Consider the following 23,802-nt stretch of genomic DNA (forward strand, 5'->3'; position numbering starts at 1 on the left):
CGACGGCGTCCTCCGCAATCTGCTGTGCAACTTGTGTATCGGAGCATGACGGATGCAGGACCTTTCACCCCGCGCGGCGGATATTCTGGCCCAACGCCTGTACGAGGCCGGTTGTCGCCATGCTTTCGGTATGCCTGGAGGAGAAGTTCTGACGCTGGTCGACGCGCTTGAGAGGGCGGGTATCACATTTCATCTGGCCAAACACGAAAACTCGGCCGGTTTTATGGCCGAGGCGGTACATCATCGCGATGGTGCGCCTGCAATTCTGGTGGCGACATTAGGCCCCGGTGCGATGAACGGGATCAACGTGGTGGCGAACGCGTTGCAGGACCGGGTTCCCATGATCGTGCTGACCGGCTGCGTCGACGCGGACGAAGCGCTGACCTATACGCATCAGGTTATGGACCATTCCCGGGTCTACCGCTCGATCACGAAGGGCACGTTTGTAATGACCGCCGAGGGCGCGGATATCGTCGCGGACAAGGCCGTGTCACTTGCCAATCAGCCGCGTCCTGGCCCCGTGCATATCGACGTGCCGATCTCGGTTGCCGATACGCGTGTCAGCAACACGAAACGGCGCCGGCTGACCAAGCCCGCCGCCGTTGCCCCCGAAGGTAACTGCCTTGAAAAGGCCCGGCGCTGGGTCGCCGACGCCGAGCGACCGCTGGGCATCATCGGGCTCGATGTCCTCTATGACGACTCGCGCTGTGTAGTGCGGGCCTTTCTTGAGCACTTCCGAATTCCCTTTGTTACCACCTACAAGGCCAAGGGCGTGGTGCCCGAGGATCATCCCCTGTGTCTGGGCGCTGCAGGGCTGTCCCCGCTGGCGGACAAGCATCTGGTGCCATTGGTGGAGCAGGCCGATCTGGTCCTGTGCCTGGGTTATGACCCAATCGAAATGCGCCCCGGCTGGCGCGAGATCTGGGACCCCGAGGAAAAGCGCGTGATCGACATCTCGGCGGTCGTCAACGATCACTACATGCATCAGGCCGGGCTCAATCTGGTTGCCGACACAGCGGCCACGCTGGAGGCCATCGCCAAGGGCAATCCCGCGCGCGCGACGTGGCCTGGTGGTGAGCCCGAACAAGTGAAAGCGGCGCTGGCGCAAGCGTTCCCGATGGATGACGACTGGGGACCCGCGGCAGTTATCGCTGAGACCCGCGCCGCGCTTCCACCTGAAACCCTGACGACGGCCGACAGCGGCGCACATCGCATCCTGCTCAGCCAGATGTGGGAATGTTCCGAGCCGCGCGGGCTGATACAATCCTCGGCCCTGTGTACCATGGGCTGCGCTGTGCCGATGGCCATAGGCCTGAAACTGGCAGAACCGGACCGTCCCGTGATCAGCTTTTCCGGCGATGCCGGGTTCCTGATGGTCGCCGGTGAGCTTTCGACGGCTGCTGAAGTGGGTGGCAATCCGATCTTTCTGGTCTTTGTCGATGCCAGCCTTGCGCTGATCGAGCTAAAGCAGCGCCAGCGTCAGATGGGCAACCGGGGCGTTGACTTCGACCGCCACGATTTTGCCGCCATGGGGCGCGCCTTTGGCGGCAATGGCCACACTGTTCGCAATCGCGCCGAATTGCGCGCGGCACTGGATGCCGCCGTAAAAGCCGACACATTCACGGTCATCGCCGCTGAGATTGAGCGCGGAGGTTACGATGGCCGCATCTGAAGGGCCGCTGAAAGGCGTCAAGGTTCTGGATCTCAGCCGTATTCTGGCCGGGCCGACCTGCACGCAATTGCTGGGCGACTTGGGCGCCAGTGTCATCAAGATCGAAAACCCGGCAACGGGTGGCGACGACACACGGCAGTGGGGCCCGCCATATGTCGAGGATGGGGACGGAAACCGCTCGGACCTGAGTGCTTATTTCATGGCAGCCAACCGCAACAAGAAATCCGTGGCGATCGACATCACGACCGCCAAGGGTCAGGCCGAAATCAAACGGCTGGCATCTCATGCCGATATCCTGATCGAAAATTTCAAACCCGGCGGGCTGGCCAAATACGGGCTGGACTATGTGTCTCTGTCGCAGGAGCTTCCGGGGCTCGTGTACTGCTCGATCTCGGGATATGGGCAAACCGGACCAAATGCGAGCAAACCCGGCTATGATCTGATGGCGCAGGGCTATGGCGGGATCATGTCGCTGACCGGCGACCCCGAAGGCGCGCCGATGAAAGTGGGTGTCGGCATTGCCGACGTGATGTGCGGCATGTACGCCACCGTCGGCATACTGGCGGCATTACGGCACCGCGACCAGACCGGCGAAGGACAGCAGATCGATCTGGCGCTGGTCGATACGCAGATCGCGTGGCTGATCAACGAAGGTGTGAACTACCTGACATCCGGCAACGTACCGCAACGGCGGGGTAACGGGCATCCCAATATCGTGCCCTACGACGTCTATGAAACGTCAGATGGCCACGTCATTCTGGCGGTTGGCAATGACACACAGTTTCAAAGATTCTGCCGTTTCATAAACCGCAAAGACCTTGCCGACGATCCCCGTTTTGCAACAAACCCGGCCCGCCTTGAAAACCGCGATGCTCTGAACGCAATGCTGCGACCTGCCCTGCAAGGCATGGACACCGCAACGGTGATCGCGGGTCTGGAAAACCTGAAAGTTCCCGTTGGTCCGGTACAAACACTGGATCAGGTTTTTGCCACCGATCAGGCGGCGGCCCGCAACATGCAGATCGCCATGCAAGCGCAACCTGGGCCGGTGCAACTGATCGGAAATCCGCTCAATTTTTCGCGCACGCCGGTCACCTATCGTGCGGCTCCGCCAGTATTTGGCGCCGATACCCAGGCCGTTCTGAGCGCCGAAAATCCCTTCGACGATTGAAACACAGTGCCCGTTTCGGCGGCATGTTGCTGAAACATGCCCTTGAATCGGCGGTTTTTTTCGCGTTTTACACACACAGCCTTTCACCAATTCGAGAGCTGGGTCGATACTGTTACGTCCCGTCGGCACACTCTGATAAATCGAACAGTGTCAAATATCGCAATCAGATTGGACCCAAGTATGAAACAAGACGTTTTTGGACAAATGAACACTTTGGCCCAGCCGGCAAGCGTCGAAGCGTGGAATGGTGTTCTGCTTGGGTTCGTGGCGCATTCAGCGGTCACGCCCCAACACTTGGGCAAAGTGCTGGAGCTTGAGCCGGATTTTGCGCTGGGTCATGCCATCAAAGGTTTGTTCATGGCGTTGCTGGGCCGGCGTGAAATGATGCCTGTCGCAGTCGAAGCGCTGACGGCTGCAAATGCCGCAATGGCGCGGCAGCCGATCTCGGCCCGCGAACGTCTTTATGTCGATGCACTGGCGCTTTATCTGGCCGGTCAGTTGGAGCAGGCGGTTCAGAAGTTCGAAGCGGTGCTGCGCGACCATCCGCAGGATACGCTGGCCATGAAACTCAGCCACGCGACCCGATTTGTGCTGGGCGATGCCCCGGGCATGCGCCGGTCGATCGAACGCATCCTGCCCGCTTATGCGCCGGATCATCCAGGGCGCGGATACCTGCTGGGCTGCCACTCGTTCGCGCTCGAGGAAACCGGTGCCTATGAAAAGGCCGAAATCGCGGGCCGTCAGGCACTGTGGATGGTTTCGGACGACGCATGGGGGCTGCATGCGGTCGCGCATGTGCATGAGATGACCGGTAACGCGCAGCTGGGTCTGGACTGGCTGGCCGGTCGCGAAAACGCCTGGTCGCACTGCAACAACTTCCGCTATCACGTGTGGTGGCACAAGGCGCTGATGCATCTTGATCTGGGTCAGATCGATCAGGTGATGGAGCTGTATGATCACCACATCCGCCAAGACAAGACCGACGATTACCGAGACATCTCGAACGGAACCTCGTTGCTGATGCGGTTGGAACTTGAGGGTGTAAATGTCGGAAATCGTTGGGAAGAACTGGCCGATTTGTCCGCCGCGCGAACCGAAGATGGCTGTTTGATTTTCGCGGACCTGCATTATCTTCTGGCGCTGACCGGCGACAACCGCGCAGACGCCACGGCAAAGATGCTGAACCGCATCCAGCAAGACGCAAAACGCGCCAAGGATGACACTACCCGCCGCATGGCCGATCCCGGCGTAGCCGCGGCACTGGGTCTTGAGGCATTCGCCGACGGCCAGCATGGCACCGCCTTTGACCATCTGTGTACCGCGCGCGGATCAATGCAACTGGCAGGTGGCAGCCATGCGCAACGTGATGTTTTTGAACGTATTACAATCGATTCCGGCCTGCGCGCCGGACGTCTGGATGAGGTTGAGCACATTCTTGACGACCGTCGTGCCAAGCGGGCCGGAGGCGAGGACAACTATGCCCTCGCGCGTCGGGCACTGATCGCAGCGGCACGCGACAGCGGTGACATGCAAAGCGTGCCCGCCGAATAACAATAAAAAAGACCAGGAAGGACAGAGAACGTATGGCGACTGTTTCGCCCGCTACTGATTTTGCATCGGTTGCAGCTTCGGCTGCGACCTCTGCCAGCACGCGCGATCCGCGGCTGGATTTCTATCGCGGCATCGCGATGTTCATCATTCTGATCGCGCATATCCCGAACGATCCGTGGGCCAAATGGATTCCGGCACGCTTCGGCTTCTCGGATGCGACAGAGATTTTTGTGTTCTGTTCCGGCATGGCCTCGGCGATTGCCTTTGGCGGGGCCTTTCTGCGCAAAGGCTGGTGGCTGGGCACCGCCCGGGTCGCCTTCCGCATCTGGCAGGTCTATTGGGCACATATCGGCCTGTTTTTCTTTGTCGCCATGACCATGGCCGCACTGGACCAAACCGGCACGTTCGAGAAAACCTATGTCTCGTCTCTGAACCTGCAGCATTTCTTCAACGATCCTGCGCCGCAGATGGTCGGGATTTTCACACTCACCTATGTACCGAACTATTTCGACATCCTGCCGATGTATCTGGTGGTTCTTGCGATGATGCCCTTGTTCATGGGCCTGTCCCGGATCGGTTTCTGGGCGGTTGCGGCAACCTCGATCGCGATCTGGCTTGTCGCCCAGTTCGGAGTGCTGGCCCTGCCCGCCGAGCCGTGGTCGGACCGCCAGTGGTTCTTCAACCCATTTGGCTGGCAATTGCTGTTCTTTACCGGTTTTGCATTCATGCGCGGCTGGATTCCCGCGCCGCCTGTGTCGAAAACACTGATCTGGATCGCGGCGCTGTTCCTGATCTTGTCCGCGCCCTTCGGCTCGTGGAAGGTGTTCCTTTGGGTGAATTCCGCAGCACCGGAACTGGGCGCGCTGATCCGAAAGGCCTGGCCCCTAACCGAGGAATTGCGGAGCAAGACGGAATTCGGTCTGTTCCGTTATCTCCATTTCCTGTCGCTGGCCTATCTGGGCTGGGTCGCCGCCGGGGAACACGGGCATCGCCTGATCGCCTCGGGACACGGCGTGACGGCGCGGATCTGGCAATGGCTGCTGACCGTCATCACCAAGGTGGGTCAGCAATCGCTGGCAGTGTTCGTATTTTCGATGGCAGCGGCACGACTTATCGGCGTTGGACTGGACCAGACCGGGCGGGATTCCGCCGCTGTCTTTGCCGCCAACATAATTGGCTTTGCCATGATCATCGGTGTGGCCTATCTGGCCGCATGGTTCAAATCGCAACCATGGAAATCTAAGAAATGATTCTTACACGCCGCGCATTTCTGACCTTATCGACGGCACTGGCATTTGCCCCATCCGCGTTTGCGACTGGCGGTGAGGTTCCGTTTGACCGCAATGATGTGATTAAGCTTGCCCGCGATCTGGCCAGCCGCCCCTATGCGGAACGCGAGATGGTGCCGCAGGAATGGCAGGACCTGACATATCAGCAGTATCGCTCGATCCGGTTCCGGCTGGACCGGGCGTTGTGGTACGAGACCGAGACACCCTTCAACATCGATTTCTTTACCCCGGGCCTTTATTTCCCGCGCACTGTTCAGGTCTCGACCGTTGAAAACGGCATGACGACACCGGTCGCGTTCGATCTGGCGATGTTCGACAAATCCGAAGACGTGCCACACCTGCCCGTGGACGACACTCTGGGATTCTCCGGTCTGCGCCTGCGCACCGAGATGCACCGCCCCGGTAAAACCGATGAATTCTGCGTCTGGCAGGGTGCCAGCTATTTCCGCGCCATTGGCCTGCACGAAGTTTATGGCCTGTCAGCCCGCGGGCTGGCGCTGAAGACCGGCGACCCGGATGGCGAGGAATTCCCCGAATTCATCCGTTTCTGGCTGGAGCGCCCCGCGCCGGGGCAACGCAACATGATCGTCCATGCGCTGATGGACAGCCCCAGCGTAACCGGCGCGTACCGCTTTGATGTCACCGCAGGCGCGGATTGCGTGATGGAGGTCGAGGCGACCCTGTTCCCGCGCGAGGATCTGACCCATGTGGGCATCGCGCCCGGAACCTCGATGTTCCTGTTCGATCAGACCAATCACAGCCGCTTCGACGATTTCCGCCCCGCCGTGCATGACAGCGACGGGCTGATGGTGCGCAACGGCGCGGGTGAAGTGCTGTGGCGGCCGCTGGCCAACCCGACGCGGTTGCAGATTTCTTCCTTCGTCGACACCAACCCGGTCGGGTTTGGCCTGATGCAACGGAAGCGTGAGTTCTCGGATTACGCTGATCTTGAAGCGAACTATCACAAACGCCCCGGCCTTTGGGTCGAACCCAAAGGCGACTGGGGCAAAGGCTCGGTCACGCTGGTCGAAATTCCTGCCGATCAGGAAATCTACGACAACATCGTTGCCTATTGGCGACCGGCTGCCCCGTATGCTGCGGGCAGCCAGATCGATATATCCTACCGCCTGATCTGGGGCGACAATCCTCAGCGTACGCCGATGGCCAGCGTAATCAACACGGCAATGGGCGAAAACACGTTCGGCGAAGGGCGTCTGGCCGTCATCGACTTTGAGGCCAGCGATTTGTTCGACGACCTCGAGACGATTTCGATCTTTGTGGATTCGCCTCATGCCGAAACCTCGGACGGTGTGTTGCAACGCAACCCGGATACCGGCGGAATGCGGTTGGCATTTTCATTTGAACCCGCCGAACGGGATCATGTCGAACTGCGCGCGCAGTTGCTTGTCGGAAAACAACCGGCCTCCGAGGTCTGGCTGTACAGATGGACCATATGAACCGCGATCTGCATATCATGCCCCCCGAGGCGCTTTTGGCCATGCCGGCGCAGGATTTCAGCGCCGGGTTCCGTGACGCACAGGTTCCTTCCCGGACGGACAATCCGTCTGCCGGGTTCTGGCGCGCCTTGGCTTTTTCACCCGCGATGGCCGCAACGCTGGGCCTGTTGTGGGTGATGTCCGACTGGTTCGGAGCCGAAGGGATCAACCTGATCGAGGGCATTCTGCTGACGCTGATCTCGTTCAATTTCTTCTGGATCTCGTTCACGGTCTGCACCGTTCTTCTGGGCATGGCGTCGCTTGCGCGGCAGGAGCAGCCCAAACACCAGACCCGCCCGACCCCGCTGCGCGTCGCGTTGTTGATGCCGGTTTATAACGAAGTGCCGTGGTTCGTTCTGGGCAATGCCCGGACCATGCTGGAAGAATTGCGGGCGCGCGGCGGCCAGCATCACTATGCCATGTTCATCCTGTCCGACACACGCGACCCCGAGATTGCCGCGCAGGAACAGGCCAGCGTCGAGGCGCTGCGAACCTCGCTCGCACCCGGGCTGGAGTTGTATTACCGCCGCCGCGAACAGAATACCGACCGCAAGGTCGGCAACATCGCCGACTGGGTCAGTCGATGGGGCGCGGACTGGGATGCGATGCTGGTGCTGGATGCCGACAGTCTGATGACCGGCCGCGCCATCGCCCGCCTGACGGATTCTCTGGCGCGTGATCCCGGCGCGGGCCTGATCCAGAGTTATCCGCAACTGATCGGTGCGCAGTCGGTCTTTGCCCGGATGCAGCAATTCGCCAACGGAGTTTATGGCATTGCCTTTGCCGAAGGTCTGGCCCGCTGGTGCGGGCAGGAAGGCAACTACTGGGGCCACAATGCCATCATTCGTACCCGTGCCTTTGCCTGCTGCGCCGGGCTGCCCAAACTGCGATCTTTCAGCGGGCAGGACCAACTGATCATGAGCCACGACTTTGTCGAGGCCGGGTTGCTGCGCCGCGCCGGCTGGGGTGTGCGATTCCTGCCGCGTATTCGCGGATCGTATGAAGAGACACCGCCCACCCTGATTGACCACGCCATGCGCGACCGCCGCTGGTGTCAGGGCAACCTGCAGCACCTGAAACTGCTGGGCTCCGCCGGATTCCGCGCGGTGTCCCGCTTCCACATGTTTCATGGTGCGGTCGGCTATCTGATGTCACCGCTGTGGTTCGCGCTGCTGGTCATGTGGGCGCTGATCGGTCAGGGCGAGGATGCGTCGGTTCTACATTATTTCAGCCCAGACAACCCGCTATTTCCGCAATGGCCGGAAATGACTGAAACCCGCCACGTGCTGATCATTCTGGTCATGTATGCAATGTTGCTGGCGCCCAAGGTACTGGGCGTCGTGGCCCTGCCCCTTAGCGGTGTTCGCTATTCCGATTTCGGTGGCGGGCGGCGGTTTTTCATCTCGTTTCTGTCCGAGGTGATCCTGTCGATCCTCTATGCCCCGATCCTGATGGTACAACAGATGATCGCAGTCTTCCGAACAGCGTTGGGCATCCAAAAAGGTTGGTCCCCGCAAGCCCGCGACGGCGGTAGCTATAGCCTGCGCACCCTTGTTCTATGCCACGCTCTGGAAACGATCAGCGGGATCGCACTGAGCGTTGGGATTCTGGCCGGGCTGGTATCGGTCTGGCTGGCCCCGATCGCCATCAGCCTGGCCCTGGCTATACCGCTGTCCGCGCTTAGCGGCGTGTCCGCAGGAACGGCCCGGCGCATGGTCGGTATGCGCGAGGACTTCGCCGAACCCGCAATCACCCGTTCGGCCCGCCGCCACCGTGACGAACTGAAACGCCTGATCGAGGGCAAGGGGACGATGACCCCGGCGGAATGATCAGCTTCCGGGCAGGCCTTCGTACCAGTCCACCATCATGTCCGCCCACCCTTTGGGAACACCGTGACCACCAGGAAACAGCGCAAACTCCAGCGCGCTGTTTTCGGCGCAGCCTGTCCAGTTTCGGCGCATGAAATTGCCCGTGATCGAAAACCCGGATGGTTTGGTATCCGGGCATTCATTGGCTTCACGCCAGATTTCAAATCCTGCAAAGATATCCCCCTGATGGAACCGGCCCCCACCCAGTATGCGCCCCTCCAACGGGACTACATTGTCTGCCCAGCCATGGGTGTGAAACAGCTTGACCGGCCCTGCGCAGCTTTCGGGATTTGGCCGCCAAAAGCCTCCTGACACGGGCACATAGGCCGAAAACGTCTCTGGTGCATCGCAGGCCAGATAGTTCACCATGAACCCGCCTGCGGAAAACCCGCCCAGCACAACCCGGTCGCTGTCGATGCCAAATCGGTCGGCTGCGTCCTGCACCACTTCGGTCAGAAAGGCGGTATCGTCCCGCCCCTCCCAGCCGGGATAGAAGTTCCAGCTTTTGCGCCCGTTGCTCATTGCCCCTTCGGGTGCCATCACCGCATAGCCACGCGCGAGCAGCGGATCAACCATATTGCGGTTCTTCATCGTACCGCTGCCGCTGCCGCCATAGCCATGCAGGAACACGACCAGCGCCGGGTTTTCGGCCTTTGGCAATTCGATGTGGTATTCGCCGGACGGGGTCTCGCACGTACCTTCAGATTCGGCACAAGTGGCCAAAGCCGTTTGTCCGGCGAATGAAAGGCTCAGCGCCAGCCAGAATTTCGCTTTCATCAAATGTCCTCTTTGTAAGCTTCGACCGGCAGCCCTGCGCGCAGCCAACCCGGTCCGGCGGCCGAGCCCAGCATGCCTTCGGGGACGTCGATAATATTGGTAAAACCGGCAGCCGTCAGTTGATTGCTCAGCCGCGCCGACCGGACGCCACGGGCGCAGATCAGTGCAACAGGTGCAGACCGATCGCCATCTGCAAGCTGCGTGAGCGCCTGCACGAAGTCCTCGCGGCGCATATCAAGCGGATGCGCGCCCCTGCCAATCCCGGTTGCGCGCCATTCCCGGGGGGTGCGGATATCCACCAGCAGGATGTCCCCCGAAACTGCCTGTTGATACGCGCCGGCGACCTGAACCCGTCCACCGGAATAATCCTGTGGAATCAGACGGTACTGCCGTATCGCAAAGCCGGCGGCGATGGCGGCACCAACACCCAAAACTACCCGCCTTCGCGTTAGGTTCACTTTTTCTGCCACGCCGCGCTCCCATGCCGACAAATCGGTTTTATCACAGGGCGAAGCACATTGCCGCGTCGAATTGGCATCGGCCGGATCAAGTTCGCGTCATTTTCGCCCCAAAGGAAAATCCGCGCGCCCTTCACGCCGAAACGGGCGCATAATCTTGCAATCGCTGGACAGTCAGAGAATTATCCTTACAAAATCAATACCACTTTGACCGCCCAGACCGGAGTATCGCACTTGTCCCTATTCCTTATCGCGGCCCTTCCCTTCCTCGGAGCTGTGTTCCCAGCCCTTCTGATCCGGGCGGGACGAAACGCGGCGGCCTCGGCTGCCGGACTGACCACATTTCTGGCACTGATGGGGCTGCTGATCCACATTCCGTCCGTCATGCGCGGCGAGGTGGTGACGGCCAGGTTCGACTGGATACCGGGGCTGGGACTGAACGCGAATTTCATGCTGGACGGGCTGGGGTTTCTGTTTGCCCTGCTGATCCTGGGGATCGGTTTGCTGATCATCCTCTATGCGCGGTTCTACCTGTCCCGCGAAGACCCGATGGGGCAGTTCTATACCTATCTTCTTCTGTTCCAGGGCGCGATGGTGGGCATCGTTCTGTCCGACAACATTCTGCTTTTGTTGATTTTCTGGGAACTCACGTCGCTCAGTTCCTTCCTGCTGATCGGATACTGGCGGCACCTGCCCGAGGGGCGTCAGGGCGCGCGCATGGCGCTGGCTGTCACCGGATCAGGCGGGCTGGCGATGATCGCCGGGATGCTGATCCTTGGTAATATCGTGGGGTCCTACGACCTGAGCGTTATCCTCCAGAACAAGGAGCTGATCCAGTCGTCGCCCTACTACATGCCCGCGCTGATCCTGATCCTGCTGGGTTGTTTCACCAAGTCAGCGCAGTTCCCGTTCCATTTCTGGCTGCCGCACGCGATGGCCGCACCAACACCGGTTTCGGCCTACCTGCACTCAGCCACGATGGTAAAGGCCGGGCTGTTCCTGATGGCGCGGATGTGGCCGGTTCTGGCCGGGACCGAGGCCTGGTTCTACATAGTGGCAACAACCGGTCTGGTAACGATGTTGATCGGTGCCTGCATTGCGCTGTTCAAGGATGACCTCAAGGCCTTGCTGGCGTTTTCGACCGTGTCGCATCTGGGTCTTGTGACCATGCTGCTGGGCTTTGGCACTAAGATTGCCGCCGTGGCCGCCATCTTCCACATCATCAACCATGCAACGTTCAAGGCCGCCCTGTTCATGACCGCAGGGATCGTCGACCACGAGACCGGAACCCGTGACGTCAAACGGCTGGGCGGGTTGCGGCACCTGATGCCGATCACCTTCACCATCGGGACGATTGCAGCCCTGTCGATGGCTGGCCTGCCACCGCTGAACGGGTTCCTTTCCAAGGAAATGATGCTTGAGGAAACAGTCCATACAACATGGCTGAACTCGCATTATCTGGTGCCCGGTCTGGCCCTGTTGGCGGCGCTTTTCTCAGCGGCCTATTCCTTCCGCTTTGTGGGCCACGTTTTTCTTGGCCCCGAGCGGGACGATTACCCGGCACATCCGCATGATCCGCCCGTCGGGCTGTGGTTGGCCCCCGCATTTCTTGTGGTTCTGGTTGTGCTGATCGGTCTGTATTCCGCCGCCATCGTTGGCCCGCTGGTCGCCGTTGTCTCCAGCGCGGTGATCGGCGGAGAGAAGCTGCCCTACTATTCGCTCAAACTGTGGCATGGCTTTACTCCGGCGCTTTACATGTCCATCGTGGCAACGCTGGGAGGTTTTTTCCTGGTGTCGCTGCACAAGCGCGGAGAACAGGTCTGGAACGCGCTGCCCCGGCCCGAGGCAAAAGACATCTTCGACGCAGTGATCGGCGCGCTGACAAAGCTCAGCCAGTGGGTCACGGACGAGCTGCACAATGGCGTCATCTCGCGTTATGCCATCATCATGATCGCCTTTACCTTGGGGATGGGTTTTTACGCCTATTCGACCGGCACAATCGGGCTTGAGACCCGGGTGCCGCTGCCCGCACCAATCATACCGATTATCGGCTGGATCTGTCTGGTGGGAGCAACGCTCGCGATCATGTGGTTCCACCGCAACCGCCTGTTGTCACTGGTGCTGATCGGTGTTGTGGGTCTGATCGTGTCAATGGCGTTCAACTACCTGTCCGCTCCGGATCTGGCGCTGACGCAGATTTCGGTCGAAGTGGTCACGATGATCCTGCTGTTGCTGTCGCTGAACTTTCTGCCAACCGAAACCCCACGGGACAGCAGCGCCCAGCGCCGCTGGCGGGATGCGGCGATCTCTGTCGTGGCGGGGATCGGCAGCGGCGCCTTGATCTATGCGCTGATGCTGCGCGATTTCGCTTTTCCGACGATATCGGATTTCCATCTGGCGAACTCGTACAAGGGCGGCGGCGGCACCAACGTGGTCAACGTCATTCTCGTCGACTTCCGGGGCTTTGATACTTTTGGCGAGATCATCGTTCTGGGCATTGCCGCGCTGATCATCTTTGCCCTGACCGAGGCGGTTCTGAGCACAAATGTCCGGGCCTATCTTCTGAACCGCAAACCGCACTGGCCGCAATCGGGCGACTCGCACCCGCTTATGATGGTGGTTGCAACCCGCGTGATGATGCCGATTGCCCTGATGGTGGGCGCCTACATCTTTTTCCGCGGCCACAACCAGCCCGGCGGCGGCTTTATCGCGGGTCTGATCGTCGCGATCGCCTACCTGATGCAATACATGGCCAGCGGATACACCTGGGCCATTGAACGGCAGAGGTTCTTTTACCACGGAACAATCGGCTGGGGCGTTCTGATAGCCGCTGCGACCGGACTGGGCGCGTGGTTCAATGAAAGGCCGTTCCTGACCAGCGATTTCGGCTACATTCACTGGCCGCCGCTGGAAGAGTTCGAATGGGCCACCGCCATCCTGTTCGACACCGGCGTATTCCTCGCCGTTCTGGGTGCTGTCATGCTGGCGCTGGACAGCCTGTCACGGTTTGCATGGCAACCGGGCATGGCGCAGGAGTTCCCGATGGATATCAACCCGCTTCGGGATGATCCGCCAGAAGAAGACCAAGAGAAGGAGCAGGCCTGATGGAAGCGCTCGTAGCCTCTGCCGTAGGCGTCATGACCGCAGCCGGGATCTTCCTGATCCTTCGTCGCAGGACTTTCCCCGTCATTCTGGGCCTGTCTTTGCTGACCTATGCAGTCAATGTGTTCCTGTTTGCCACCGGGCGGCTGGCGCTGAATGCGCCGGCGGTTCTGAACAAGTACAAGGACGTGCCCTACACCGATCCGCTGCCGCAGGCACTCGTGCTGACGGCCATCGTGATCTCGTTCGGTATGACGGCGGTGATCGTGATGATCGCCCTGTCCGCCTATCTGTCGTCCATGGATGACCACATCGACATGAGCGCGCAGGACAGCGTGGACGGCGCAGGAGAAGACGCATGAATCACTGGATCGTTGCGCCGATCGTCCTGCCCGCGATCCTGGCCCCCTTCATCATCATGGTACTGCGATTCCATCTGGACCTGCAGCGCATCTTTTCGGTCGCCGGTGTCGTAGGCCTGCTGGGTATCGCCCTGACCATCACCGCAAAAGCGTCGGGCGGCGACATTCAGGTCTATGAACTGGGCAACTGGCCCGCGCCATTCGGGATCGTGCTGGTGCTGGACAAACTGTCGGCCATGATGGTGCTGCTGACGGCATTGCTGGCCCTTCCCATCGTTCTGTATTCCATTGCCTCCGGCTGGGACGACAGGGGAAAGCACTTTCACGCCCTGTTCCACTTCCAGCTTATGGGTGTTTGTGGCGCCTTTCTGACCGGAGACGCGTTCAACCTGTTCGTTTTCTTCGAAGTTCTGCTGATCGCCTCTTACGGCCTGATGACGCACGGAGGTGGTTCTGTACGGCTGAAAGCCGGGGTTCAGTACGTCACCTACAACCTGCTTGGCTCGACCCTGTTCCTGTTTGCACTTGGCACCATCTATTCCGTGACCGGCACTTTGAACATGGCCGATCTGGCGCTGCGCGTGGCCGAAATTCCACCTGAAGATACAGCTTTGCTACGGGTCGGCGCGGTACTGCTGCTGCTGGTCTTCTGCATCAAGGCCGCCGTTCTGCCGCTGCATTTCTGGCTGCCCGCCAGCTATGCCAACGCGCCTTTGCCTGTGGCCGCGCTATTTGCGATCATGACCAAGGTGGGCGCATACTCGATCCTGCGGGTCTATACCCTGGATTTTGGTCCCGACGTCGCAGTGACAGAAGGCCTGGTCGGAGCTTGGCTGCAACCAGCTGCATTGGTCACTCTGGCGGTCGGAGCAATCGGCATTCTGGGAGCACAGCACATCGCGCGCCTGGTCGCGTTCTGCGCGATTGCGTCGATGGGCACTTTGCTGATTGCGATTTCGCTGTTCTCGCCCGGCGCAACCGCTGCCGCGCTATATTACATTTTCCACTCGACACTGGCGACAGCGCTTATGTTCCTTGTGGCAGACCTTGTGATGCAGCGGCGCGGCGGTGCCATTGAGCCCGGTAATCCGATGCCGCAAAGCGGGTTGATTTCGGCGCTGTTCTTCGTGGGCTCAATTGCGCTGGCCGGTATGCCGCCACTGTCCGGTTTTGTCGGTAAACTGCTGGTACTGGACGCCGCGCGGGATGCCCCGGACGCCAACGCAATCTGGGCGGTGATCCTGATCGGGTCTTTTGTGACCATCGTCGGACTGGCCCGGGCCGGTTCGCTGATCTTCTGGAAAAGCCACGACGCGCAGCTTAACACCACAGCAGAGACCGAAAATGAAGATGAAGACGTCGTTCTGCCTGCGCCCGAACCTCAACCGGCGCTGGCATTCACGGCGGTATTCGGATTGGTCCTTGGCCTGATGCTGTTGACCTTGTTCGCTGGCCCGGCGCTGACCTACGCTGAAGGCACGGCAGGACAATTGTTCTCGCCCGAAAATTACATCTCGGCCGTCATGGGAGGTGAAGAATGATCAAACTGCTACACCGGATATTTCCGCACCCGCATCTGACCATTCTGCTGACGTTTGTGTGGATGTTGCTTGCCAACCAACCCTCGCTGAATTCGCTGGTGTTTGGTCTGATTCTGGGGATCATCATCCCGTTCATCACGCAGCCCTACTGGCCGGACCGTCCCATACTGCGCAACTGGCCGATGATCGTGGAATACATGCTTGTCGTTCTATGGGACATTGTGATGGCCAATATCGCGGTCGCCCGGATCATCCTGTTCAAGCGCGACAGTGATCGGCAACCAAACTGGGTCTGTATTCCGCTTGAACTGCGCACACCCGAGGCGATTACCGTGTTGGCCGGAACGATCACCATGACGCCGGGCACCGTCAGCTGCGATTTGTCTGCGCAGGGGCACAATCTGTTGGTCCATTGCCTTGACGCCCCGAACCCTGACGAGGTTCGGGACCAGATCAAGCAACGCTATGAACGTCGCCTCAAGGAGATTTTCGAATGATCACCTATGCCATCTATTTCACCTTTGCCTGTTTTGGCGCGGCGATCATGATGTGTCTATGGCGGATCGTGACGGCCGACGGTGTCGGCACGCGGGTACTGGCGCTGGATACCATGGTCATCAACACCATCGCGTTGATGATCCTTTACGGTCTCAGGCTGGGAACCGAGATCTTCTTTGAATCCGCCATGATCATCGCCATGCTGGGCTTTGTTTCAACGGTGGCTTACGCACGCTTCATGCTGCGTGGCAACATTATCGAGTGAGGGCGACATGGGTTTCGTTTTCGAATTTCTCATCGCTTTCTTCCTGATCGTCTCGGGCATATTTGGTTTCGTGGGATCGTTTGGCATGATCAAGCTGAAGGATCCGATGTCCCGGCTGCACGCGCCGACCAAGGCCACAACTCTGGGCGTTGGGGGCGTTCTGCTGGCGTCGATCTTTCATTCCGTCCTGCTGGAGGATCACGCGTCGCTGCACGAGCTGCTGATAACGCTGTTTTTGTTCCTGACCGCGCCGATCACGGCCCTGTTCATTGCCAAATGGCACATTCATCGCCATGAATCGCCCGGCGATCTGCCGGATGCAGGCGAGGATGAGCTTTGGGCCACCCACGCGGTCGAGCAGGTCGAAGACGTCCCGGATCACACAGCGAACTGAACCTGATGCATACACCTCCGTTGCCTTTGACCCGCGATCTGGTTCTGATCGGCGGGGGCCACACGCACGCGCTTGTGCTGCGCAAGTGGGGAATGAACCCCTTGCCCGGCGCGCGAGTGACCATCATCAATCCCGGCCCAACCGCGCCTTATTCCGGCATGTTGCCGGGTTATGTGGCCGGGCATTACAGGCGGGACGAGCTGGACATCGATCTGGTAAAGCTGGCGCGATTTGCCGGGGCGCGCATCATTCTGGGCGCGGTAAACGGCCTGGATCCAGCAAGACGGGTTGTTCACGTTTCAGGGCACCTGCCTGTTTCGTTTGATGTCGCATCGGTCAATGTGGGCATAACTTCTGACATGCCCGCCTTGCCCGGATTTGCGGAACATGCGGTGCCGGCGAAGCCTCTGGGCCTATTTGCGGCACGTTGGGCCGACTACCTGAAGACGCCCGGGCCCGCGTCAGTCGCGGTCATTGGCGGCGGTGTTGCCGGGGTCGAACTGGTCATGGCGATGGCGCATGCGTTGCGGGCGCAGGGCCGCGACGCCCGGGTCGCGTTGATCGACAACGCCACGGCTTTGACGGCCACAGGCCCCAAGGCCGGGGAAACCATCCGACAGGCGATGGAAAGCCTGGGGATCGCGATCTTCGAAAACGCTTCCATTCGCCAGATCGGCAAGGATTATGTTGAACTGGAGGATGGCCGCCACATCCCAGCCGCGTTCGTGACCGGAGCCGCTGGTGCGCGACCCTATGACTGGATCGCTGAAACAGGGTTAGAGATGCAGGGTGGCTACATCCGTGTCGACGCGCATCTGCAGTCCAGCCACCCCTTGATCTTTGCCGCCGGCGATTGCGCGCACCTGTCCGACAACCCGCGCCCCAAGGCCGGCGTCTATGCGGTCCGTGAAGCGCCGGTTTTGTTTGACAATCTGCGCGCGGCATTGGGAGCGGGACGGATGCGGCGGTACGTGCCGCAGAAAGATTATCTGAAACTGATTTCGCTGGGCAGGAAGTCCGCCCTTGCGGAAAAGTTGGGAACGTCATTCAGCGGTCCGTTGATGTGGAAATGGAAAAACCACATCGACCAGAAATTCATGAACAGATTTCGTGACCTGCCGCAGATGGCAATACCGAAACTGCCCGGGCATCATGCGGACGGTTTGCGCGAAGCATTGGGTGACAAACCGATGTGCGGCGGTTGCGGTGCCAAAGTTGGGCGTGGTGCCTTGCAGCAAGCCTTGCAGACGTTGCCTGCGCCCGAACGCTCGGATGTCACCCCCCTGCCCGGCGATGATGCGGCCCTGCTGACAACGGGTGGGGCGCGTCAGGTCATCACGTCGGATCACTTGCGCAGCTTCGCCGCAGACCCCGTGTTGATGACGCGCATCGCGGCCGTGCACGCGCTTGGTGATATCTGGGCGATGGGTGCGGCGCCGCAGGCGGCGACTGCAACTGTGATCCTGCCCCGCATGTCCGCCACGTTGCAGCACCGCACGATGACGGAAATCATGACAACCGCCAGCGACGTTCTGCGGCAGGCTGGTGCCGAGATTGTTGGCGGCCACAGCTCTATGGGCGATGAGATGACCATCGGTTTCACCATCATCGGTCTTTGCGCCCAGGAACCTATTACTCTGGCCGGTGGTCTGCCGGGGGATGCACTGATCCTGACCAAACCCATTGGCAGCGGTGTTTTGATGGCCGCTGAAATGGCTGGTCAGGCCGATGGCGCGTGGGTCGCGGCCGCATTTCGCCACATGACCCACCCACAGGGCACAGCCGCCGAAATCCTCAGGCGCGCGCATGCGATGACGGATGTCACGGGTTTTGGTCTGGCCGGCCACCTGAAGGGAATGTGCGAGGCTTCGGGTTGCGGTGCAGCACTGGATCTTGAGGCCGTGCCTGTAATGGTCGGCGCTGAAGAGTTGTATTCGAACGGCATCCGGTCGAGCATTTTCGCTGACAACAGGGCAATAGCTCCGGAACTGCCCGCGGAAGGTAAAGCAGGCTTGTTATTCGACCCCCAAACCGCCGGAGGATTGCTGGCTGCGGTCGCCCCGGACCAGGCTCAGGACCTGTGCGCGTCGCTTCGTGACGCGGGATATCCCGCAGCTATTGTCGGTCGGTTAACCAAGGCTCTGGGCTTGCGTCTTTAAAGCCGGGCCAGAACCTGTTCGATCCGGGCAGCGACATCGGCAAGACTGTCGGTATCCAGCCGGTCGGCCTGAAGCTCCGCAATGACCTGAGCACCCCTACCCTTCTGCGACTTGGCGTAGGCCGGATCATAGTGCTGATCCATCAGCGCCCGCGTCAGACCACGTTTATCTCCGGCCTCCATCAGGGACAGCCAGTTATCGACGACGTCATGGCCGCGATGAAAGCGCAGCGGTGACAGCCGGTCACGCATCCGCTCGTGATCTGAAAGAATGTCATCATAGGCAGCGACCAGATAATCTGCCCGCGCCGCAAGCGGGGCATCAATTCGGACACGAGGAGCCGCTCGCAGCCCGTTCCAAAGGCTGGGCGGCAGGATCAGTCTTCCGATTTTGGAAGACTCGGCCTCGACGACCACTGGCCGACTGGCGTCCATCCGACAAAGCACGGCGGATAATGCGGACTCAAACCCTTTCTGGCTGGGTTGTCCTCCGGGCATTTCACCCAGCAACGAGCCGCGATGATTGGCCAGCGCCTCAAGGTCCAGAACCTGCACGCCTCGCTTTGCGAGATGCGCGAGCAATTCGGTTTTTGCCGTTCCTGTATATCCGTCCAGCGCCACAAAGCGGTGCGGCAGGACGTCATCGTACAGATAGCGGTTCACCAGCCGGCGGTAGGTGCGGTAGCCACCTTCAACTACGTCGGCACGCCACCCGATTTGCTGCAGCATCCAGGTGAAAGACCCTGACCGCTGCCCTCCGCGCCAGCAGTAGACCAGAGGCCGCCATCCTCCCTCGTGATGGCTGAGGCTGTTTTCGATATGCGCGGCAGCATTGCGAAACACCAGAGCCGCGCCCAGCTTGCGGGCCAGAAACGGGCTTTCCTGAACGTAGATCGTGCCGACTTTCGCCCGTTCTTCATTGTCCAGAACCGGCAGGTTGATGGCACCCGGCAAATGATCCTCTGCGTATTCTGCAGGGCTTCGCACATCGATCACGGTATCGAAGTCGTGTGTGTAGAGGTCAGGCAGGGTGGTGAATTTCAGAACCATATCTGCGGTCTATCTTGGGCTTGGCTGAAAGAAAAGCCAGCTCACTCCTCGACTGGTTCGATCAGTTCTGCGCCGCTGGCCCGGTTCGAGTTCACCGCAGGATCAACCCGATGGTAGGTCAACACATCTTCCGCACCGGGACGCATCAGCCGGGCCGCCCCTTTACCCGCCTCACCCAGCCAAAGCGCCCAGTCGTCGGATTCTAGGATCAATGGCATCCGATGATGGATCTTGCCCAGATTTCCGTTGGCCGCAGTGGTGACGATGGCGCAGGTGCTTTGGCGTTCACCTTCAAGACCCCAGTCCTGCCAGACACCGCCGAAGGCAATCGGTTCGTTGTTGCGGCGCGAGATATACCAGGGCAACCGCTGTCCTTGGTCGGATTTGGTCCATTCATAGAACCCTGTCGCCAAAATCAGGCAACGCCGCTCGCGGCAGGCCGCGCGGAACGCGGGTTTCTGGGCCAGGGTTTCAGCCCGCGCATTGATCAGCAACGGGCCATCATTTTGCGCCTTGTACCAATGCGGCAGAAACCCCCACCGCATCGGATCAAGCTGGCGGCCTCCTTCACCGGTCCGCACGACATGCACCTGATTGGTCGGGCACACATTGAAATTGGGAACGCCCGGAAGGCTGTTCGCCGGGCGCGCAGAAAACAGCTGCGCCATTGCGTCGTTGGGAAGAGTTATTGCAAACCGTCCGCACATAGGTAATGAACCACTGACATTTTTTTCTACAGGCTCAGGTTCACACGAGGTCACATGGCAAATCAAACAGCTAAATCCCTGAAGGGCAAAGCGCTTGGTGATCTCGAGGCAGGTAAGTTGCCGCAGGCACTTAAAAAAGCGCAGTTGGGGATCAAGAAGTTTCCAAAGGATACGGACTTTCAAGCCATTGCGGGTTTTGTTTTCACCGAATTGAAACAGTACAAGAAGTCCATTCCCCATTTCGTCGAAGCCGCGCGTCGCAAACCCGATGACCCTCAGTTTGCTGAAAACCTTGCAAACGCTCTGATGCAGACAGGCCAGATCCCGCGCGCGCTGGCTTATGCCGAGAAAATGCTGGAGCAGTTTCCCAACAACGCAGAGCTTGTTCGCGTTGTGGATGAGATCCAACTCAAAGGATCCAACTGGCGCGAGATTGTTGAACATGCGACCGAAAAACTCAAAAAATCTCCGGACGATGTCACGCTGTTGACGACCCGAGCCCGCGCTTACGACAGAATTGGGTTCAGCGACAACTGCAGGCAGGACGCCTATCGCGCTTATGAACTGGCGCCAGACGACAACGCAGTCGCATTCCAAAAAGCCTCGATTCTTCATCAGGAGGGCAAGAAAAAGGATGCCGCCGAGATTCTCGACCGGATCATCACCAATGATCCCGCTCATGTGGCGTCACTATTGCAGTTGTCCAACATGGCCGACGAGGACCGCGCGCGCGACCTGGAACCGCTTGTAGCTACTGCCATCGACAACAGCGATCACCCTGTCTCGCAGCTTGAGTTCGCCAAGGCGCAAATCACATCCGTTCTGCATGGGCTGACTGCCGCAATGCCCGGGTTTGCGCGGGCCAACGAATTGCAACACGAGTTGAATCCGTACAAATTCGGCGACGAAAGCCAGAAACTTCGGCGCATTGTGCAGTTGTTCCCCGAAATTGACACTCCGATCTCCTCCGAGGTGGTCGATGGGCCGATCCCGATTTTTGTCATCGGCCAACCGCGCTCCGGGACGACACTCATGGAAATGATGCTGAGTTCGATTCCGGATGTCGCAGGGTGTGGGGAACTGACTGTAGGGCCGGACTTGTCCTACGACTTTATCCATGAAGGCAAAGCCTATGACGCGAAAGACGCGGAGGAATTTGCCCGAGATTTCCGCCGCCTGATGCCACCGGTCCCGGAGACATCAATCGCGTTTGTCGACAAGTTGCCTCACAACTACCAGCAGGTAGGATTCTTACTTTCTGCATTCCCGAATGCGAAAGTTATCAATATGATGCGCGATCCGCGCGATGTCGGTTTGTCGAAATGGATCAGGCGCTTCCCGGCACCGGGTATGAGATATGCGTCCAATCTGGAAGCAATCGGACATTCCGCGAACATGTACCGCAAGTACATCGCCCATTGGGAAACCATTTTCGGCGACCGGATTCTGACCGTGCCGTATGAAAAACTCGTCACTGACCCCGAAACCTATAGCCGGCAGGTTGCGGACTTCCTTGGCCTCGAATGGCACGAGACGATGATGCACCCGGAAAAGAACAAAAAGCAGGTGCGCACCGCCAGCATTGATCAGGTTCGAAAGAAGATTTCGACCAAATCAATCGGCGGCTGGCGTCAAGTCGCAGACCACATCCAACCGATGCTGAACGGCTTCGATCCCGAGCTTTGGCCGGAATACGATCTCAGCTGACACAAATCACACCGAACAGAAAAGGCCGCATCGGGGATGCGGCCTTTGTCGTTGGTGTCGGGATGCTTACTTCTGCTTGATGCGTCCGTCCAGATAAGGCGTATACGGCGCGTTCGCGGCTAGGTATTCAGCGGTGACATCCGCCAGATCCGGCCCGAAGTCATAAGCTTTCTTGTCGTCGCCCTCGAACATGGAATAGCCGTCACCACCGTTGCGGACATAGTTGTTGGTCACGACCAGATATGTCGCCGCCGGGTCAATCGGCACGAAGCCATCGCCTTCGGCCACCATCACCTCGGTTACGCGTCCCTCGTTCGGGGCAACCGACGGATCCCATGTGAAGGCCATACCGGCCACTTGTGGGAAGCGGCCTTTGACTTCTTCAACCTGGCTCACGCCGTTTTCCAGGGCGTCGATGACCCCCTGACCGCTGATCTGGAAGGTCGACAATGTGTTCTGGAACGGCAACACCGTCAGAACCTCGCCCATGGTCACTTCGCCCGGATCGATCGAGGCCCGCAAGCCACCGGAATTGGCGATGGCGATCTGAACGCCCTGATCCGCCACACGGGCCAGCATTGCATCGGCAACCAGATTGCCCATCTGGCATTCCTGCACGCGGCAGATCGCGCGGTCGCCTTCAATCGCATCGGCAGCATTGGCCACAACTTTGTTGCGGATTTCATCCAGGGGAACCGCCAACTCGGCGATCCGGTCCAGCGCGGACTGATCCTCGGTCACGGTGTTGTCCATGATCAGCGGCTCACCAACGGCCTCGATCACATTTCCGTCGTCGTCGAATGTCACATTCAACTCGCCCAGGAATTTACCATAGGCGTAGGCCTGAACGATCTGAACGTCATTCACGACGGTCGGGTAAGGCCCGACGGCCCTGTCGGACACGTTCGACAGGTACGTGTTGGAATGCCCCCCTACGATCACGTCAACGCCGGTGGTTTCCTGCGCCACGCGCTGGTCCACACCATAGCCCGAGTGACTTAGAACAACGATCTTGTTGACGCCTTCGCCGGTCAGCTTGTCCACTTCTCCCTGCACGGCCGGAACCGGGTCGGAAAATGTAACGTTTGGCCCGGGTGAGGCCAGTTCGTCCGTATCCTGAGGCGTCAGGCCGATCAGGCCGATCTTTTCACCGCCAACCTCGATAACCGTCGACTTCGCGATCTTGTCGGTCAGCAGTTCTTCGTCAGCAATGTTCGCGTTGGACATCAGAACCGGAAAATCGACGGAGTCGACGAAACCGCGCAGCACTTCGGGGCCGTCGTCAAATTCGTGGTTGCCCACGGTCATCGCGTCATAACCCAGCCGGTTCATGAACTCGGCCGCGACTTTGCCCTTGTAGTAGGTATAAAACAACGAACCCTGAAACTGATCTCCGCCATCCACCAGAATCGAATTCTCAGCGCGGCCGCGGGCTTCTTCCACTGCGGTCACAAGGCGCGCAGAACCGCCGAAACACTTGCCTTCGGCATTGTCTTCGGCGTCGCAGCCGCTGTCATATTTGTTGATCGGCTCAAACCGGGAATGGAAGTCATTGGTGTGCAGAATGGTCAGTTTGTAGTCGGCGGCCGCAACACCTGCGGTCAGGCCCACAATGGCAGTAGATGCCAGAAAACGGATCAACATTAATGAAACTCCCTGTCGTTGATTGCAGGGATCGTGCGCCGACTGAAACAAAGAGTCAAAGGGGGAAATCCGCCTTGATTCCCCACGCCGTG

General features: G+C 59.5%; 19 protein-coding genes. 14 read left to right on the forward strand and 5 right to left on the reverse strand.

The window, feature by feature from the left end; translation table 11 throughout:
* Nucleotides 1-52: 52 nt before the first annotated feature.
* The 6 genes from ACR0FE_RS19190 to mdoH all read left to right on the forward strand — a co-directional run bounded on the left by ACR0FE_RS19190 (nucleotide 53) and on the right by mdoH (nucleotide 9,008).
* Nucleotides 53-1,672 (forward strand): thiamine pyrophosphate-binding protein, encoded by a 1,620-nt coding sequence (locus tag ACR0FE_RS19190; protein WP_480914681.1) that lies wholly within the window; start codon nucleotides 53-55, stop codon nucleotides 1,670-1,672.
* Nucleotides 1,659-2,843: a CaiB/BaiF CoA transferase family protein gene (locus ACR0FE_RS19195; protein WP_480914683.1), complete on the forward strand. Its 1,185-nt coding sequence runs from the start codon at nucleotides 1,659-1,661 to the stop codon at nucleotides 2,841-2,843. The genes ACR0FE_RS19190 and ACR0FE_RS19195 overlap by 14 nt, the downstream gene beginning before the upstream one ends.
* A gap of 180 nt (nucleotides 2,844-3,023) precedes the next feature.
* Nucleotides 3,024-4,394 (forward strand): tetratricopeptide repeat protein, encoded by a 1,371-nt coding sequence (locus ACR0FE_RS19200; protein WP_480914685.1) that lies wholly within the window; start codon nucleotides 3,024-3,026, stop codon nucleotides 4,392-4,394.
* 32 nt (nucleotides 4,395-4,426) lie between these two features.
* The gene (locus ACR0FE_RS19205) at nucleotides 4,427-5,644 is read left to right on the forward strand and encodes an OpgC family protein (protein WP_480914687.1); all 1,218 of its coding nucleotides are present in this window, start codon (nucleotides 4,427-4,429) and stop codon (nucleotides 5,642-5,644) included.
* Complete coding sequence (locus ACR0FE_RS19210) at nucleotides 5,641-7,140, forward strand: OpgD/OpgG family glucan biosynthesis protein (protein WP_480914688.1); 1,500 nt, start codon at nucleotides 5,641-5,643, stop codon at nucleotides 7,138-7,140. The genes ACR0FE_RS19205 and ACR0FE_RS19210 overlap by 4 nt, the downstream gene beginning before the upstream one ends.
* Nucleotides 7,137-9,008 (forward strand): glucans biosynthesis glucosyltransferase MdoH, encoded by a 1,872-nt coding sequence (gene mdoH, locus ACR0FE_RS19215; protein ID WP_480914740.1) that lies wholly within the window; start codon nucleotides 7,137-7,139, stop codon nucleotides 9,006-9,008. Before ACR0FE_RS19210 ends, mdoH begins: the two co-directional genes overlap by 4 nt.
* On the opposite strand, the gene ACR0FE_RS19220 is transcribed toward mdoH, so the two are convergent.
* Together ACR0FE_RS19220 and ACR0FE_RS19225 are read right to left on the reverse strand one after the other, a co-directional pair.
* Complete coding sequence (locus ACR0FE_RS19220) at nucleotides 9,009-9,824, reverse strand: CE1 family esterase (protein WP_480914689.1); 816 nt, start codon at nucleotides 9,822-9,824, stop codon at nucleotides 9,009-9,011. It abuts the gene before it with no gap.
* Nucleotides 9,824-10,294 carry a rhodanese-like domain-containing protein gene (locus ACR0FE_RS19225; RefSeq protein ID WP_480914690.1) on the reverse strand — a complete coding sequence of 157 codons (471 nt, stop codon included), beginning with the start codon at nucleotides 10,292-10,294 and terminating at the stop codon, nucleotides 9,824-9,826. The genes ACR0FE_RS19220 and ACR0FE_RS19225 overlap by 1 nt, the downstream gene beginning before the upstream one ends.
* A gap of 222 nt (nucleotides 10,295-10,516) precedes the next feature.
* Between ACR0FE_RS19225 and ACR0FE_RS19230 the strand changes: the two genes are divergently transcribed.
* From ACR0FE_RS19230 to selD, 7 genes are read left to right on the forward strand one after another with little or no spacing between them, the layout of a single operon-like run.
* Entirely contained in the window at nucleotides 10,517-13,387 is a 2,871-nt protein-coding gene (locus tag ACR0FE_RS19230) for a monovalent cation/H+ antiporter subunit A (protein WP_480914692.1), read from the forward strand.
* Nucleotides 13,387-13,746, forward strand: a complete 360-nt coding sequence (locus ACR0FE_RS19235; RefSeq protein ID WP_170609578.1) for a Na+/H+ antiporter subunit C — start codon at nucleotides 13,387-13,389, stop codon at nucleotides 13,744-13,746. Before ACR0FE_RS19230 ends, ACR0FE_RS19235 begins: the two co-directional genes overlap by 1 nt.
* Nucleotides 13,743-15,287: a monovalent cation/H+ antiporter subunit D gene (locus ACR0FE_RS19240; RefSeq protein WP_480914694.1), complete on the forward strand. Its 1,545-nt coding sequence runs from the start codon at nucleotides 13,743-13,745 to the stop codon at nucleotides 15,285-15,287. The genes ACR0FE_RS19235 and ACR0FE_RS19240 overlap by 4 nt, the downstream gene beginning before the upstream one ends.
* Nucleotides 15,287-15,784 carry a Na+/H+ antiporter subunit E gene (locus tag ACR0FE_RS19245; RefSeq protein WP_170682411.1) on the forward strand — a complete coding sequence of 166 codons (498 nt, stop codon included), beginning with the start codon at nucleotides 15,287-15,289 and terminating at the stop codon, nucleotides 15,782-15,784. Before ACR0FE_RS19240 ends, ACR0FE_RS19245 begins: the two co-directional genes overlap by 1 nt.
* Nucleotides 15,781-16,050 (forward strand): K+/H+ antiporter subunit F, encoded by a 270-nt coding sequence (locus ACR0FE_RS19250; protein ID WP_170609575.1) that lies wholly within the window; start codon nucleotides 15,781-15,783, stop codon nucleotides 16,048-16,050. Before ACR0FE_RS19245 ends, ACR0FE_RS19250 begins: the two co-directional genes overlap by 4 nt.
* A gap of 7 nt (nucleotides 16,051-16,057) precedes the next feature.
* Nucleotides 16,058-16,444 (forward strand): Na+/H+ antiporter subunit G, encoded by a 387-nt coding sequence (locus ACR0FE_RS19255; RefSeq protein ID WP_480914696.1) that lies wholly within the window; start codon nucleotides 16,058-16,060, stop codon nucleotides 16,442-16,444.
* A 5-nt stretch (nucleotides 16,445-16,449) separates the two neighbouring features.
* Nucleotides 16,450-18,603, forward strand: coding sequence for a selenide, water dikinase SelD (selD, locus tag ACR0FE_RS19260; protein ID WP_480914698.1), 2,154 nt, complete (start codon nucleotides 16,450-16,452; stop codon nucleotides 18,601-18,603).
* Here the strand turns inward: selD and mnmH are convergent.
* Both mnmH and ACR0FE_RS19270 read right to left on the reverse strand, forming a co-directional pair.
* Nucleotides 18,600-19,652 (reverse strand): tRNA 2-selenouridine(34) synthase MnmH, encoded by a 1,053-nt coding sequence (mnmH, locus tag ACR0FE_RS19265; RefSeq protein ID WP_480914700.1) that lies wholly within the window; start codon nucleotides 19,650-19,652, stop codon nucleotides 18,600-18,602. The genes selD and mnmH overlap by 4 nt on opposite strands.
* Nucleotides 19,653-19,693: 41 nt before the next feature.
* On the reverse strand, nucleotides 19,694-20,359 hold the full coding sequence (locus ACR0FE_RS19270; protein ID WP_480914702.1) for an SOS response-associated peptidase: 666 nt from the start codon (nucleotides 20,357-20,359) through the stop codon (nucleotides 19,694-19,696).
* 54 nt (nucleotides 20,360-20,413) lie between these two features.
* Here ACR0FE_RS19270 and ACR0FE_RS19275 point away from each other — a divergent pair, with 54 nt between their 5' ends.
* Complete coding sequence (locus ACR0FE_RS19275; protein WP_480914704.1) at nucleotides 20,414-22,066, forward strand: tetratricopeptide repeat-containing sulfotransferase family protein; 1,653 nt, start codon at nucleotides 20,414-20,416, stop codon at nucleotides 22,064-22,066.
* Between the two features lie 66 nt (nucleotides 22,067-22,132).
* Here the strand turns inward: ACR0FE_RS19275 and ACR0FE_RS19280 are convergent, their stop codons facing one another.
* On the reverse strand, nucleotides 22,133-23,710 hold the full coding sequence (locus ACR0FE_RS19280; RefSeq protein ID WP_480914706.1) for a bifunctional metallophosphatase/5'-nucleotidase: 1,578 nt from the start codon (nucleotides 23,708-23,710) through the stop codon (nucleotides 22,133-22,135).
* Nucleotides 23,711-23,802 lie beyond the last annotated feature (92 nt).

This window comes from Ruegeria sp. K7 (assembly GCF_056531785.1).